Here is a 13706-nt window from a genome sequence, read left to right as displayed (position 1 = left end):
GCACTGCTTGGCTCCGCCGAACGCCCAGCCATGGATGGCTGGGCCGGGGTGGGTTTCCTGCGACCGGGTGGCGCCAGGGACGGCCCAGGCGGAGGGCAAGTTGGCTATTTGGCGGCGCCGGTGATCTGGTCGAACACGCCACCGTCAGAGAAGTGCGTGCTCTGCGCCTTGGCCCAGCTGCCGAACACGCTGTCGAGGGTGAACAGCGGCAGCTTGGAGAAGCGCGCCACGTCGGCGGGGTCGGCGAGTTCGGGCTTGCGCGGGCGGTAGTAGTGCTTGGCAGCGAGCTTCTGGCCGGTCGGCGAGTACAGGAAGTTGAGATAGGCCTCGGCTTCCTTGCGGGTGCCGTGCTTGCTGACGTTCTTGTCCACCACGGTCACCGGCGGCTCGGCCAGGATCGACAGGCTGGGCGCGACGATGTCGAACTTGTCCGGCCCCAGTTCGTTGATCGACAGGAAGGCCTCGTTCTCCCAGGCCAGCAGCACGTCACCGATGCCGCGCTGGACGAAGGTGGTGGTCGAGCCGCGCGCGCCGGTGTCGAGCACGGGTACGTTCTTGAACAGCTTGGTGACGAAGTCCTTGGCCGTCGCCTCGCTGCCGCCCGGCTGCTTCAGCGCCCAGCCCCAGGCCGCGAGGTAGTTCCAGCGCGCGCCACCCGAGGTCTTCGGGTTGGGGGTGATGACCTTGACGCCCGGCTTGACCAGATCGCCCCAGTCCTTGATGCCCTTGGGATTGCCCTTGCGCACCAGGAACACGATGGTGGAGGTGTAGGGCGTGCTGTTGTCGGGCAGGCGCTTCTGCCAGTCCTTCGGCAGCAGCGAGCCCTTCTCGGCGATGCTGTCGATGTCGTAGGCGAGCGCGAGGGTGACGACATCGGCCTCCAGGCCGTCGATCACCGCGCGCGCCTGCTTGCCGGAGCCGCCGTGGCTGGCCTTGATGTCCAGGCTCTCGCCGGTCTTGGCCTTCCAGTCGGCGCTGAAGGCGCTGTTGAACTCCTTGTAGAACTCGCGGGTGGGGTCGTAGCTGACGTTCAGCAGCTCCTTGGCGGAAGCGGCGGCGGAGGCCAGCAGGGCCGTCGCGGTGGCGACGGCGGTGAGGGTGGTGCGGAAACGGTTCATGGCTATGGCTACTCGGTCGTCGGGCGGCTTAGTACTGGATGGTCAGGCGGGTAAACAGCGCCTTCTCGGTATTGCGGTCGGCTCCGGCGGCGGCGCCGCCCTCGAAGCGGGTCTCGTTGTAGTCGGCGCTCAGCTTGGCGTTCTGCGTGAGATACCAGTTGACGCCAAGGCCGTAGCTGTCGGCCTTCTTCGCGGAGACATCCGGGTTGGCCAGACGGGTCGCGGCGGTGCCGACGAAGGCGTCGTCGTCGATGCTCAGGTTGCCGACGCGGGCGACCAGCTCCACCGCGCCGAAACCGTCGCCGCCGATGGCGTAGGGCTTGCTCGGCTTCACGCCCTTGAAGCTGGCGTCCTCGCCGGTCAGCACATAGCTGGCGGTAACCGAGTAGGCGGTGTTGCTGAGCGACTGCTCGGCGCCGCCATTGGTGCGGGCGATGGTCTGCTCGGAGGCCACGTACTCGGCCAGCAGGCCGAGGCTGTTGCGGTAGAAGTAGGCCTGCGGCGCGTAGCGGTTGTGGCTGCCGGTGGCGAAGTAGCCGGTGGCGCCGGCGGTTTCGCCGTAGTTGAAGAACACGTTCTGACCCGGGGTGCGGTAGCGCGGCAGCAGGTTGGCGCCGGTGCCGTCCTTGACGCCGGTGCTGCCGGCGATGCCGAAGCCCAGGCCCTTGAAGAAGCCGTAGTCGTTCTTGAACGGCTCGACGAACAGCCGGCCCTCGTACTCCTTCAGGCCGTCGTCGGCGGCGGCCACGTCGCGGCCATCGGCGGTGCCGTTGAACACGCCGACGGTGTAGCTGACGGTGCCCTGCGCCAGTTCGCCGAACAGTGCCACGCCGAGGTCACGGTTGGGCACCAGCTCGGTGGGGAAGCCACGCTCGATCAGCTCGATGCTGCCGCCGGACTGCAGGCGCTCCAGGCCGATCGGGCCCTTCTGCTTGCCGACGCGCAGCGAGGCGGCGGGCGAGAACTTCAGGTCGAAGTAGGCGTCAACGATGCTGTTGCCGCTGGCCTCGCCAAAGCCGGAGCCGGCGAATTCCGGGGTGAAGCGGAAGGCCACCAGCTTGCCCAGGTTGCCCTGGATGGTCGGACGCAGGCGGCGGGCCTGGAAGCCGTCGCGGAAGGCGCTGTCGTCGCCGATGAAGTAGCGACCGTCGATCTGGGCGAGGCCGCTGAACTTGATCTCGTAGTCGCCCTTGGCGTTCTTCAGCGAGAAGCCCTTCTCACCGGCGGTGACCACCGGCGCGTCCTTGGCCTTGGCGGCGGCTTCCTCGTTCTGGATTTCCAGCTTGCGCTCCAGCACCAGCAGGCGCTGCTCCAGCTCCTGCACGCGCAGTGTTTCGACCTGTTCCGCTTCCGCGGCGAGCGCCTGGCTGCTGACGGCGAAGGTGGAAAAGGCCAGCAGGCTGATCAGGCTGCGGGCGGGTAGGGAAAGACGGGACATCGGCGCGGCTCCTCGTTTTGGGGTGTTGAAGTGGGAGGCAGAATGAACAGGCGCGATGTGTCTGTAAAAGACTATGTAGATCGGATGATATTTTTAAAATGGAATATAAAAGCCCGCTCGCCGGAGGTCGTTGCCCGCTCGGGCGATCAGCGGTGGCTGGGGCGGAGCCCGCTTAGCCGGGGGCCGTCGGCGCGGCCGAGATGCAGGCGCGGGTGGTCGCCGTGGCTGAGGTTGAGGCTCAGTGCCAGCGCCTGCCGACCGTCGGGCAGCGGCGCGCTGTCCATGACTTCGCCGACCGCCTGGCCGCTCTCGCCGTCGGCGTAGATCGCGCTGCCTGGCGCTGCCGGGGCGTCGCAGAAGCCGAGGTGCAGGCGCTGCTTGAGGCGGCCCAGGTAGTGCACGCGGGCGACGATCTCCTGCCCCGGATAGCAGCCCTTGCTGAAGCTGATGCCGCCGGCCAGGTCGAGATCCACGGTCTGCGGCACGAAGTGCTCGACGGTTTCGCTGCGCACCACCGGGATCCCGGCCAGCAGCTCGGCGAGGTGCCAGTGCCGGTGGTCGAGCGGTGTGGCGGTATCGAGACGCTTGCGCAGTGCGTGCAGGCGCTCCGGCGGCGCGCGCAGCAGAAACCGTGGCCAGTCGCCCGGGCGACGGCTGATCTGCAGATCCCCGTCCCAGGCGCAGGCCAGTGCACCCTCCGGCACCGGCAGACCGAGTTGCTGCAGGCGCGCGCTGGCTTCGCGACCGGCCAATGCCAACGCCGGCAGGCTGGCGCTGACGTCGTCCAGGCTCAGCTTGCTGCGCAGCAGATACATGCGCAGCCGCTTGAGGCTGGCGGCCAGCAGTTCGGTCGGCAGCTCCAGGCCGTAGCTGCCCTCGCGGTCGAGGCGCGACACGGTCAGCACCGTCAGCAGACGCCCCTTGGCGCTGCAATAGCCAGAAAGCTGCGCCTGCTGGCGGCTGACGGCGTTCAGATCGTTGCTGAGTTGCGCCTGCAGGAAGGCCATGGCCTCCGGTCCTTCGGCGCGGATCAGCCCCCAGTCGGGCAGCTCACCGCAGGCGAAGCCCGGCAAAGACGCCAGCAGCGCGTCGGGATCGAAGGTCGGCTCGGGCTGGGGCAGAGTGGTCATCAGGCCAAAGTCGTAGCGCCTGCGGGCGGCGCTTCATTGCGTGCAGGGCGCTGATTTTGTCACACTATGGCGCTTGTTCAGCCCGCCGACTCTGCCCGCAGCAACCCAGACGTGTCCGCCAGCCCCGTTCGCATCCAGCCGCCGCAAGTTGCACGTAAAGGCGATGAGGTCATCCGCCTCGATGAATTGCTGGCAAGTGAACAAGCGGAGCCGGAGCCCGTCGCTCCCTCGGCGCACGACCGCATCCTCGAATTGGGTGGCCGCCGTGACGGTCCCGATCCGACCCGTTATGGCGATTGGGAAAAGAACGGCCGCTGCATTGATTTCTAGCCGCACCTCCTCCTGACAATTCTTCCAGAGCAAGAGAGCCCATGAGCACTCCAGCAACAACGAGCAAGTCAGCCCCGCAACGGCCGCTATCGCCGTTCATGATCGGGCCGTACTACAAGCCGCAGATGACCTCGATGCTCTCGATCACCCACCGTATCACCGGGCTGGGTCTGAGCCTGGGCGCGATCCTGCTGGTGGTCTGGCTGAGCTGCCTCGCCGCCGGCCCCGACTGCTACGCGCTGATCGCCCCGCATCTCGCCGCCTGGTACGGCAAGCTGGTGATCTTCGCCTTCACCTGGTCGCTGCTGTACCACTTCTGCAACGGCATCCGTCACCTGATGTGGGATCTGGGCAAGGGCCTGGACATGCCCACCGCCGAGAAGACCGGCTACGCCGTGATCTTCGCCTCGCTGGGCCTCACCGCCGGCGTATTCGTCCTCACCCTGGTGTAAGCGGAGCCCGATCATGTCCTACCGTTCCCCTCTCGGTCGTGCCCGTGGCCTCGGCTCCGCCAAGGAAGGCACCCATCACTTCTGGGTGCAGCGCGTCACCGCCGTCGCGCTGATTCCGCTGGTGCTGTGGTTTGTCTATTCGATCGCGCAGCTTCCTTCCGGCAGCTACGAGGCCGTGCGCTGGTGGGTGCACGCGCCCTCGGTGGCCGTGGCCCTGGTGCTGTTCATCGCCTGCGCGCTCTATCACTCGCTGCTCGGCGTGCAGGTGGTGATCGAGGACTACATCGCCGCTGACGGCACCAAGATTGTCGCGCTGCTGCTGTCCAAGTTCGCGCATGCCGTCGCTGCGGTCACTGGCATCTTCGCGGTGCTGAAGATCGCGCTGGCCTGATCCTTACCAGAATCCGAGAACTCCCATGGCAGACGCTTCCTCCACCCCGACCAAGACTGGTCCGGCCTATGACATCGTCCACCACGAGTACGACGTGGTGGTGGTTGGCGCCGGCGGCGCCGGCCTGCGCGCCACGCTCGGCCTCGCCGAAGCTGGTCTGAAGACCGCCAACATCACCAAGGTCTTTCCGACCCGTTCGCACACCGTCGCGGCGCAGGGCGGCATCTCCGCCGCGCTCGGCAACATGGGCGACGACTCCTGGCAGTGGCACATGTACGACACCGTCAAGGGCTCCGACTGGCTCGGCGACCAGGACGCCATCCAGTACATGTGCCGCGAGGCGATCCCCGCGATCATCGAGCTGGAGCACTACGGCGTGCCGTTCTCGCGCACCCCGGAAGGCAAGATCTACCAGCGCCCCTTCGGCGGCATGACCACCCACTGGGGCAAGGGCACCGCGCAGCGCACCTGCGCCGCCGCCGACCGCACCGGCCACGCCATCCTGCACACGCTGTACCAGCAGTCGCTCAAGTGCAAAGCGCAGTTCTACATCGAGTACTTCGCCATTGATCTCATCATGGACGAGGACGGCTCCTGCAAGGGCGTGCTGGCCTGGGACATGAGCACCGGACAGTTGCACCGCTTCCGCGCGCATCAGGTGATTCTGGCCACCGGCGGCTACGGCCGTGCCTACTTCTCCGCCACCTCGGCGCACACCTGCACCGGTGACGGCAATGCCATGGTCGCGCGCGCCGGCCTGCCGCTGCAGGACATGGAGTTCGTGCAGTTCCACCCCACCGGCATCTACGGCTCGGGCTGCCTGATCACCGAAGGCGCGCGCGGCGAGGGCGGTTACCTCACCAACTCCAAGGGCGAGCGCTTCATGGAGCGCTACGCGCCCAACCGCAAGGATCTCGCCTCGCGTGACGTGGTGTCGCGCTCGATGACCATGGAAATCCGCGAGGGTCGCGGCATCGGCGCTGAAGCCGACCACATCCACCTGCACCTCGAACACCTGCCGCCGGAGATGCTGCACGCCAAGCTGCCGGGCATCTCCGAGTCCGCGAAGATCTTCGCCGGCGTCGACGTGACCAAGGAGCCGATCCCGGTTATCCCCACCGTGCACTACAACATGGGCGGCATCCCGACCCTGTACACCGGTGAAGTGGTGACGCTCAAGAACGGCAACCCGGACACCGTGGTGCCCGGCCTGATGGCGGTCGGCGAAGCCGCCTGCGTGTCGGTGCACGGCGCCAACCGCCTGGGCTCCAACTCGCTGCTCGACCTGGTGGTGTTCGGCCGCGCCGCCGCCATCCAGGCCGCGAAGATCACGCCCAAGGGCCAGAACCACAAGCTGCTCAATGGCTCGCTCGGCGGCAAGAGCGAGGAGCAGGCCCTGGCCCGCCTCGACAAGCTGCGCCACGCCAACGGCAGCCGCAGCACCGCCGACCTGCGCCTGGAAATGCAGAAGACCATGCAGGGCCACGCGGCGGTGTTCCGCACCATCCCGTCGATGGAAGAGGGCCTGGCCAAGCTGCAGAAGACCTGCGCCGCCTTCAACGACGTGAAGGTGTCGGACCGCTCGATGATCTGGAACAGCGATCTGGTCGAGACCCTGGAACTCGACAACCTGCTCGCCAACGCCCTGCTGACCATCGCCTCCGGCGCCGCCCGCAAGGAAAGCCGTGGCGCCCACGCGCTGGACGATTTCACCGAGCGCGACGACGTCAACTGGATGAAGCACAGCCTGGCCTGGCGCACCAGCGACACCGAGGTGAAGCTCGACACCCGCCCGGTGCACACCTACACGCTCGACGACGAGATGCACTACGTCGAGCCCCAGAAGCGCGTCTACTAAACAAGGCACACAGGACAATCCCATGGCCCAGTTCACGCTGCCCAAGAACTCCACCATCGACAAGGCCGCCGGCAAGACCTTCAAGTCGCCGGGCGCCAAGAAGCCGCGCAGCTTCAAGATCTACCGCTACGACCCGGACACCGGCGCCAACCCGCGCGTGGACACCTACGAGGTGGACATGGCGGCCTGCGGCCCGATGGTTCTCGACGCGCTGATCAAGATCAAGAACGAGGTCGATCCGACGCTGACCTTCCGCCGCTCCTGCCGCGAAGGCATCTGCGGCTCCTGCGCGATGAACATCGACGGCACCAACACCCTGGCCTGCATCAAGGGCTGCGACGAGGTTTCGGGTGATGTCGCGATCTACCCCTTGCCGCACATGCCGGTGATCAAGGATCTGGTCCCGGACATGACCCACTTCTACGCCCAGCTCGCGTCCATCGAGCCCTGGCTGAAGACCGACACCCCGGCGCCGACCCGCGAGCGCCTGCAGAGCGAGGACGACCGCGCCAAGATCGACGGCCTGTACGAGTGCATCCTCTGCGCCTGCTGCTCGACCAGCTGCCCGAGCTACTGGTGGAACAGCGACCGCTACCTCGGTCCGGCGATCCTGCTGCAGGCCTACCGCTGGCTGATCGACAGCCGCGACGAAGCGACCGGCGAGCGTCTCGACGCGCTGGAAGATCCGTTCAAGCTGTACCGCTGCCACACCATCATGAACTGCACCAAGACCTGCCCCAAGGGTCTGAATCCGGCCAAGGCCATCGCCGAAACCAAGAAGATGATGGTCGAGCGCACGGTCTGAGCGCGCGCCCGCAGGACGTTTGCCAAGGGCGGCCCGCAAGGCCGCCCTTGTTGTTTGGAGGAGCGATGGAAGAAGCCCGTATCAAATGGCTGCTGCGGCGTGGCATGAAGGAGCTCGACGTGATGTTCGGGCGCTACTACCAGCACCGCTACCCGGTTGCGCCGGAAGCCGAGCGCGCGGCGTTCCGGGCCTTGCTCGATGGTCCGCAGGAGCCGGAAATCTACGCCTGGGCGATGGGCTTCGAGGCGCCGCCTGCGGAATTCGCCGAGGTCATCCTTGAGTTTCGAAACTACCGTTGATGTCTCGCTGCGGCCCTCGCTGCGGCTGTTGCAGTGGTTGTCGACGCTGCACGTGGTGCCGCTGGCGCTGATTCCCTTCGCCATGCAGCCGGGCCCGGCAATGGCGCTGCTGATCGGCGCCTTGGCGCTGAGCTGGTTCTCGCTCAGGAGGCAGGCGGCGTTCGGTTTTGGCCGGCGGGCGCTGCGGCGCCTGGTCTGGCATGCCGACGGTCGCTGGAGCGTCTACGACGCCGGCGCGCGGCCACTGGCCGCCGAGCTGGAGCCCGGCGGCCTGCGCCATCCGCAATTGCTGCTGCTGCGGTTCCGGCTGGAGGGCGGTGGCCGCCGCACGCGCCTGATCGGCGGCGACGAGGCCGATCCGGAACTGCTGCGGCGGCTGCGGGCGCGGCTGAGCACGGCGGATTGAGCGTTCCGCGCCGGGCAAGCCGGCGCGGCGTTCGTGGCGTGGATTGCCATTCAAGGCAATCCACGACAGCCCCACTCACGTGTCCGAAAACGGCGAGTGCCAGCCGGCGCCCGGCCTACACTGGCGGCGATGAAACTCGATCTCGCCAGTTGCCACCAGGCCCTGCAGGCCCGCGATGCGCGCTTCGACGGCCGCTTTTACGTCGGCGTCAGCAGCACCGGCATCTACTGCCGGCCGGTGTGCCCGGCGCGCACGCCGCGTGCCGCCAATTGCGACTTCTTCCCGCATGCCGCCGCCGCCGAGCGCGCCGGCTATCGGCCCTGTCTGCGCTGCCGGCCGGAACTGGCGCCCGGACTGGCGCCGATGGACGCGCCCGACCGGCTCGCGCGGCAGGCCTGTGCGCGCATCGAGGCCGGCGCTCTCGATGCCGCGAGTCTGATGGCACTCGCCGCCGAGCTGGGGGTCAGCGAGCGCCATCTGCGTCGCGTCGTCGAGGAGGCGACCGGCGCCTCGCCGGTCGATCTCGCCCAGACCCGGCGCCTGCTGCTCGCCAAGCAACTGCTGACCGATACCGCGTTACCGATGGCGGTGGTCGCGCAGACGGCCGGCTTTGGCAGCCTGCGCCGCTTCAATCACCTGTTTCAGTCGCGCTACGGCCTGGCGCCCGGCCGTCTGCGCCGGGCCAGCCCGGAGCGGGCGGAGACCCCGGTGCCGGATCGCATCGAACTGCGCCTGGCCTATCGTCCGCCGCTGGCCTGGCCGGCGCTGCTGGAGTTCCTGGCCGGTCGCGGCGCCGCCGGGGTCGAGGCGGCAGTCGGTCCGTGCTACCTGCGCACGGTGCAACTGGCAGGGCGGCGCGGCTGGTTGGCGGTGCAGCCGGACGTCGAGGCGGCCCGCCCGCAGTTGCGGGTGCAGCTCAGTGCCGGCCTGCTGCCGGTACTGAGCGCGGTCTTGCAGCGCCTGCGCCGCCTGCTCGATCTCGACGCCAATCCCGAGGCGATTGCCGCGCAGCTGGGACGCGATGCGCGGCTGGCTCCGCTGCTGGCGGCCACGCCGGGCCTGCGGGTGCCCGGCGCCTTCGACGGCTTCGAGCTGGCGCTGCGCGCGGTGCTCGGCCAGCAGGTGACGGTGAAGGCGGCGACCACCCTGTTCGGCCGCTTCGCCGCCCGCTACGGCGAGCCGGCGCAAAGCCCGTTCGCCGAGTTGCGCTACCACGCGCCGACCGCCGAGCGTGTCGCCGAGGCGCCACGGCAGGCGCTGATCGAACTGGGCCTGACCGGCCGGCGCGCGGAGACCGTGCAGCGTCTCGCGCGGGCGATGGCCGAGGGCCAGTTGCGCCTGGAGCCGGGCGCGGACCCCGAGGCGACATTGGTGGCGATGCAGGAGCTGCCCGGCATCGGCCCCTGGACCGCGCACTACGTGGCGATGCGCGCGCTCGGCTGGCCGGACGCCTTTCCGGACGGCGACCTCGCGCTGCTCAAGGCGCTCGCCGCGCCGAACGCCCGTGCCCTGCGCGAAGCCGCCGAGGCCTGGCGGCCCTGGCGCGCGTATGCGGCGATCCATTTCTGGCGTTCGCTGGCGATGGGTGGCTAATGCTGGGTTTTTGTCCTTCCCCCGCAAGCGAGGGAGGGAGTAATCGAAATCGCAAGGGAGATCGAGACATGACCATCTACACCACCATCAACAGCCCCGTCGGGGACCTGACGCTGTCCGCCGTCGCTGGACGCCTGACTGGCCTGTTGTTCGAGGACAACCGCTATCCGCCCGACCGCGAGGGCTGGCGCCGCGACGATGCCGATTCGGCGCTGCGTGCGGCGTGCGCTCAGTTGGAGGAATACTTCGCGGGCCGCCGCAAGGGCTTCCAGCTGCCGATGAACTCTAAGGGCACCGAATTCCAGCAGAAGGTCTGGGCGGCGTTGCTGGAAATCCCGTTCGGCGAGACCCGCAGCTACGGCGAGCAGGCGCGGCTGATCGGCGACCACAAGGCGGTGCGCGCGGTCGGCCTCGCCAACGGCAGGAACCCGATCCCGATCATCGTGCCCTGCCACCGGGTGATCGGCGCTGATGGCTCCATGACCGGGTTCGGCGGCGGCATCGAGCGCAAGAAATGGCTGCTCGCGCACGAGGCGCGGTTTCGCAGCAAGACGCTGTTCGACTAGGGCGCTACGCCCTGCCGCAGTCCGCTGCGTTGCGCCCGCCCAATCGGCACCTGAGCACCGCTACACCGGCGGCGGGCAGCGCTCGGCGAACTGGCCGTTCCAGTAGGGGTAATAGGGATAGGGCGGGGTGACCGCGCTGGCGGCGTCGAGCCGCGCCAGCTGGGCCGGGCTCAGTTGCCAGCCGAGTGCGCCGAGGTTCTGCCGCAACTGCGCCTCGTCGCGGGCGCCGATCAGCACGTTGGCCACGGTCGGGCGGCGCAGCAACCAGTTGATGGCGATCTGCGGCAGGGTCTTGCCGGTTTCCTCCGCGACTTCGTCCATCGCCTCGACGATCCGGTACAGGCGCTCCTCGTCCACCGGCGGCGCGAAGCCGGCGGTCTCGTGCAGGCGGCTGCCGGCGGGCAGCGGCTGGCCGCGCCGGATGCGGCCGGTGAGCCGGCCCCAGCCCAGCGGGCTCCAGACGATGGCGCCCAGACCCTGGTCGAGCCCGAGCGGCATCAGCTCCCATTCGTAGTCGCGGCCGATCAGCGAGTAGTAGGTCTGGTTGGCGACGTAGCGCGACAGGCCCAGGCGCTCGGAGGCGGCCAGCGACTTCATCAACTGCCAGCCGGAAAAATTCGAGACGCCGATGTAACGCAGCTTGCCGGCGCGCACCAGGTCGTCCAGGGTGCCGAGCACCTGCTCGACCGGCGTCATCGCGTCGAAGGCGTGCAGTTGCAGGATGTCGATGTAGTCGGTGTCCAGCCGGCGCAGCGCGGCCTCGGTCGCTGCCAGCAGATGCTGGCGCGAGGAGCCGACCTGGTTGGGCCCATCGCCACTGCGCAGCGACAGCTTGGTCGAAATGATGGCCTGGCTGCGGCGGCCTTTCAGCGCCGCGCCGAGGATGGTTTCGGAAGCGCCGTCCGAGTACACGTCGGCGCTGTCGAACAGACTCAGGCCGGCGTCGAGGCAGATGTCGACGATGCGGCGCGCGCCGGCACTGTCGGTATTGCCCCAGGCGCTGAACAAGGGGCCCTGGCCGCCGAAGGTGCCGGCGCCGAAGCCGAGCACAGGAACCTTGAAGCCCGAACGTCCGAGATAGCGGTATTCCATGGCGAAGTCCTTGGGTTGGAGGGAAACGATTCAGGCGCTGGCCGCGATGCGGCCGGCGGGCGACGCGCGCTGGTCGAGCGCACGCGCCGACAGGGCGACGGCCAGCGCCGCCAGTGGCACCAGGGCACCGACCCAGGGCAGCGCGGCCAGACCCAAGCCCTGGTCGATGACCTCGCCACCCAGCCAGGCGCCGAGGGCATTGCCGAGGTTGAAGGCGCCGATGTTGAAGCTGGAGGCCAGGCTCTGGCCGGCGCCGCCGGCTTTTTCCAGCACCCACATCTGCAAGGGCGGCACGGTGGCGAAGGAGGCGGCGCCGAGCAGGGCGACGAACAGCACGGTCAGCCACTGGCTGTGCAGGGCGAAGCTCATCAGGCCCATCACCAGCGCCAGCAGCAGCAGGCTGCCGAGCAGGGTCGGCAGCAACCGGCGGTCGGCGAGCTTGCCGCCCAGCAGGTTGCCGACCACCAGGCCACCGCCGAACAGCAGCAGGATCGGCGACACCGCAGCTTCCGAAAACCCGCTGACTTGGCGCAGCAGCGGCGCGATGTAGGTGAACACCGTGAACAGGCCGCCGAAGCCGAGCACGGTGGTGAGCAGGCCGAGCAGCACCGGCGGCCGCGCCAGCGCGCGCAACTCGGCGCGCCAGTCGCCGGCATCCGCCGGAGCCGCCTGGCTGGGCACCAGGGCGGCGATGATCGCCAGCGCCAGGGCGCCCACCGCGCTCACCGCCCAGAAGGTTGCGCGCCAACCGTAGTGCTGGCCCAGCCAGGTGCCGAAGGGCACGCCGAGCACGGTTGCCACGGTCAGGCCGGTGAACATCACCGCGATTGCCGAGGCGCGCTGCTGCGGTGCCACCAGACCGGTGGCGACCACCGAGCCGACGCCGAAGAAGGTGCCGTGGGCGAAGGCGGTCAGCACCCGCGCCGCCAGCAACGCGGCGTAGCCGGGTGCCAGCGCGCAGGCGAGATTGCCGAGCGTGAAGATCGCCATCAGCACCAGCAGCACGGTCTTGCGCGGCCAGCGGGCGGTGAGGATGGTCATCAGCGGCGCGCCGACCATCACCCCCAGGGCGTAGCCGGAAATCAGCAGGCCGGCGGCGGAGATCGAGACGCCGAGATCGGCGCTCACTTCCAGCAGCAGGCCCATGATCACGAACTCGGTGACGCCGATACCGAAGGCGCCGGCGGTGAGGGCGTACAGGGCGAGTGGCATGACGGGGGCTCCGTGAAATTCAGGGCGCCACCATGCCAGTCGCGGCTATTGATGATAAGAATGTCGCTATTCAAAACTCTCGTGCTCTCAATGCACGAATAGAACGCATGGACAACCGCACCGGTGAAATCGAGGCGTTCCTGCGGTCGGTGGAAACCGGCAGCTTCGCCGCCGCCGCCAAGGCGCTGCGGCAGACGCCTTCGGCGGTCAGCCGCAGCGTCGCCCGGCTGGAAGCGCGACTGGGCACGCGGCTGTTGCAGCGGACCACCCGCTCGCTGGCACTGACGCCGGAGGGCGAGGCCTATCGTCTGCGCGCGCAAGCCATCCTCGCCGACCTCGACGAGCTGGAGCGCAGCTTCGTCGCCGACAAGGCCGAGCCGCGCGGCCGGCTGCGGGTCAGTGCCTCGCTGCCGTTCGGCCTGCACCGGGTGCTGCCGATCCTGCCGGAGTTCATGGACCGCTATCCGCAGGTGAGCGTGGATCTGTCGCTGAGCGATGCCCTGGTCGATCTGGTCAGCGAGCGCACCGACGTGGCGATCCGCCACGGGCCCTTGCGCGATTCCAATCTGCGCGCCCGCAAGCTCGGCAGCAGTCGCTGGGTCATCGCCGCCGCGCCGTCCTACCTTGCGAGGCACGGAACGCCGCTACGGCCAGACGAGCTGGAGCGGCACAACTGCCTCAACTTTAACTTCCGCCGCGCCATCGAGGGCTGGAGCTTTCGCGTCGAAGGCCAGTGGCTACAGCGCAGCGTGCCGGGGCGTTTCCAGGGCAATTCCGGCGAGGCGCTGCGGCTGATGGCAGTGGGCGGCGCCGGCATCGCGCGGCTGGCGCACTTTCTGGTCGGCGAGGATCTGCGCGCCGGCCGGCTGCTGCCGGTGCTGAGCGAATTCACCCCCGGCGACAGCGAGGACATCCACGCGCTCTATGTCGGCCACCAGCGGCTGGCGGCGCGGGTGCGCGCCTTCGTCGATTTTCTCGCCGAGCGTGCTGCGGTCAGCGAATGAGCCGCAGCCGGC

At 68.6% G+C, this 13706-nt stretch carries 15 protein-coding genes; 10 read left to right on the top strand and 5 right to left on the bottom strand.

The features are described 5' to 3' along the window. Positions 1–104: 104 nt before the first annotated feature. The 3 genes from ED208_RS16275 to ygfZ form a co-directional block, all read right to left on the bottom strand. Positions 105–1118 (bottom strand): sulfate ABC transporter substrate-binding protein, encoded by a 1014-nt coding sequence (locus ED208_RS16275; protein WP_123212987.1) that lies wholly within the window; start codon positions 1116–1118, stop codon positions 105–107. A 28-nt stretch (positions 1119–1146) separates the two neighbouring features. Continuing rightward, positions 1147–2556 (bottom strand): OprO/OprP family phosphate-selective porin, encoded by a 1410-nt coding sequence (locus tag ED208_RS16270; RefSeq protein WP_123212986.1) that lies wholly within the window; start codon positions 2554–2556, stop codon positions 1147–1149. Between the two features lie 146 nt (positions 2557–2702). Then, the gene (ygfZ, locus tag ED208_RS16265; RefSeq protein WP_123212985.1) at positions 2703–3686 is read right to left on the bottom strand and encodes a CAF17-like 4Fe-4S cluster assembly/insertion protein YgfZ; all 984 of its coding nucleotides are present in this window, start codon (positions 3684–3686) and stop codon (positions 2703–2705) included. A gap of 111 nt (positions 3687–3797) precedes the next feature. Between ygfZ and ED208_RS17500 the strand changes: the two genes are divergently transcribed. From ED208_RS17500 to ED208_RS16220, 9 genes are all read left to right on the top strand, one after another. Next, complete coding sequence (locus tag ED208_RS17500) at positions 3798–4016, top strand: DUF1674 domain-containing protein (RefSeq protein WP_233575098.1); 219 nt, start codon at positions 3798–3800, stop codon at positions 4014–4016. Between the two features lie 41 nt (positions 4017–4057). Then, positions 4058–4468: a succinate dehydrogenase, cytochrome b556 subunit gene (sdhC, locus tag ED208_RS16255; RefSeq protein ID WP_123212984.1), complete on the top strand. Its 411-nt coding sequence runs from the start codon at positions 4058–4060 to the stop codon at positions 4466–4468. 13 nt (positions 4469–4481) lie between these two features. After that, a complete protein-coding gene (gene sdhD / locus ED208_RS16250; RefSeq protein ID WP_123212983.1) occupies positions 4482–4859 on the top strand; it encodes a succinate dehydrogenase, hydrophobic membrane anchor protein in 378 nt (125 codons plus the stop codon). A 25-nt stretch (positions 4860–4884) separates the two neighbouring features. Beyond that, complete coding sequence (gene sdhA / locus ED208_RS16245; RefSeq protein WP_123212982.1) at positions 4885–6717, top strand: succinate dehydrogenase flavoprotein subunit; 1833 nt, start codon at positions 4885–4887, stop codon at positions 6715–6717. 22 nt (positions 6718–6739) lie between these two features. Continuing rightward, positions 6740–7522 carry a succinate dehydrogenase iron-sulfur subunit gene (locus ED208_RS16240; protein WP_123212981.1) on the top strand — a complete coding sequence of 261 codons (783 nt, stop codon included), beginning with the start codon at positions 6740–6742 and terminating at the stop codon, positions 7520–7522. A gap of 65 nt (positions 7523–7587) precedes the next feature. Further along, complete coding sequence (locus tag ED208_RS16235) at positions 7588–7821, top strand: FAD assembly factor SdhE (protein ID WP_123212980.1); 234 nt, start codon at positions 7588–7590, stop codon at positions 7819–7821. Further along, positions 7799–8227 (top strand): protein YgfX, encoded by a 429-nt coding sequence (locus tag ED208_RS16230; RefSeq protein ID WP_148044783.1) that lies wholly within the window; start codon positions 7799–7801, stop codon positions 8225–8227. Before ED208_RS16235 ends, ED208_RS16230 begins: the two co-directional genes overlap by 23 nt. Positions 8228–8356: 129 nt before the next feature. Next, the gene (locus tag ED208_RS16225) at positions 8357–9820 is read left to right on the top strand and encodes an AlkA N-terminal domain-containing protein (protein WP_123212978.1); all 1464 of its coding nucleotides are present in this window, start codon (positions 8357–8359) and stop codon (positions 9818–9820) included. Between the two features lie 68 nt (positions 9821–9888). Then, positions 9889–10386, top strand: a complete 498-nt coding sequence (locus ED208_RS16220; protein WP_123212977.1) for a methylated-DNA--[protein]-cysteine S-methyltransferase — start codon at positions 9889–9891, stop codon at positions 10384–10386. Between the two features lie 60 nt (positions 10387–10446). Here the strand turns inward: ED208_RS16220 and ED208_RS16215 are convergent, their stop codons facing one another. Both ED208_RS16215 and ED208_RS16210 read right to left on the bottom strand, forming a co-directional pair. Beyond that, positions 10447–11478, bottom strand: coding sequence for an aldo/keto reductase (locus ED208_RS16215; RefSeq protein WP_123212976.1), 1032 nt, complete (start codon positions 11476–11478; stop codon positions 10447–10449). A 30-nt stretch (positions 11479–11508) separates the two neighbouring features. After that, positions 11509–12690, bottom strand: coding sequence for an MFS transporter (locus tag ED208_RS16210; RefSeq protein ID WP_123212975.1), 1182 nt, complete (start codon positions 12688–12690; stop codon positions 11509–11511). A gap of 107 nt (positions 12691–12797) precedes the next feature. Here ED208_RS16210 and ED208_RS16205 point away from each other — a divergent pair, with 107 nt between their 5' ends. Continuing rightward, a complete protein-coding gene (locus ED208_RS16205) occupies positions 12798–13694 on the top strand; it encodes a LysR family transcriptional regulator (RefSeq protein ID WP_123212974.1) in 897 nt (298 codons plus the stop codon). Positions 13695–13706: the final 12 nt, after the last annotated feature.

Origin of the sequence: Stagnimonas aquatica (assembly GCF_003730135.1) — a bacterium.
Taxonomy (GTDB): Bacteria; Pseudomonadota; Gammaproteobacteria; order Nevskiales; family Nevskiaceae; genus Stagnimonas; species Stagnimonas aquatica.
Note: the sequence above shows the minus strand (reverse complement) of the source record. Positions and strands in the feature narration are given on the sequence as shown.

Excerpts from the sequence above, each read along its gene's own strand:
- ED208_RS16275 (WP_123212987.1), bottom strand. The coding sequence starts at position 1,118 with ATGAACCGTTTCCGCACCACCCTCACCGCCGTCGCCACCGCGACGGCC.
- ED208_RS16270 (WP_123212986.1), bottom strand. The coding sequence starts at position 2,556 with ATGTCCCGTCTTTCCCTACCCGCCCGCAGCCTGATCAGCCTGCTGGCC.
- ygfZ (WP_123212985.1), bottom strand. The coding sequence starts at position 3,686 with ATGACCACTCTGCCCCAGCCCGAGCCGACCTTCGATCCCGACGCGCTG.
- sdhC (WP_123212984.1), top strand. The coding sequence starts at position 4,058 with ATGAGCACTCCAGCAACAACGAGCAAGTCAGCCCCGCAACGGCCGCTA.
- sdhD (WP_123212983.1), top strand. The coding sequence starts at position 4,482 with ATGTCCTACCGTTCCCCTCTCGGTCGTGCCCGTGGCCTCGGCTCCGCC.
- sdhA (WP_123212982.1), top strand. The coding sequence starts at position 4,885 with ATGGCAGACGCTTCCTCCACCCCGACCAAGACTGGTCCGGCCTATGAC.
- ED208_RS16240 (WP_123212981.1), top strand. The coding sequence starts at position 6,740 with ATGGCCCAGTTCACGCTGCCCAAGAACTCCACCATCGACAAGGCCGCC.
- ED208_RS16235 (WP_123212980.1), top strand. The coding sequence starts at position 7,588 with ATGGAAGAAGCCCGTATCAAATGGCTGCTGCGGCGTGGCATGAAGGAG.
- ED208_RS16225 (WP_123212978.1), top strand. The coding sequence starts at position 8,357 with ATGAAACTCGATCTCGCCAGTTGCCACCAGGCCCTGCAGGCCCGCGAT.
- ED208_RS16220 (WP_123212977.1), top strand. The coding sequence starts at position 9,889 with ATGACCATCTACACCACCATCAACAGCCCCGTCGGGGACCTGACGCTG.
- ED208_RS16215 (WP_123212976.1), bottom strand. The coding sequence starts at position 11,478 with ATGGAATACCGCTATCTCGGACGTTCGGGCTTCAAGGTTCCTGTGCTC.
- ED208_RS16210 (WP_123212975.1), bottom strand. The coding sequence starts at position 12,690 with ATGCCACTCGCCCTGTACGCCCTCACCGCCGGCGCCTTCGGTATCGGC.
- ED208_RS16205 (WP_123212974.1), top strand. The coding sequence starts at position 12,798 with ATGGACAACCGCACCGGTGAAATCGAGGCGTTCCTGCGGTCGGTGGAA.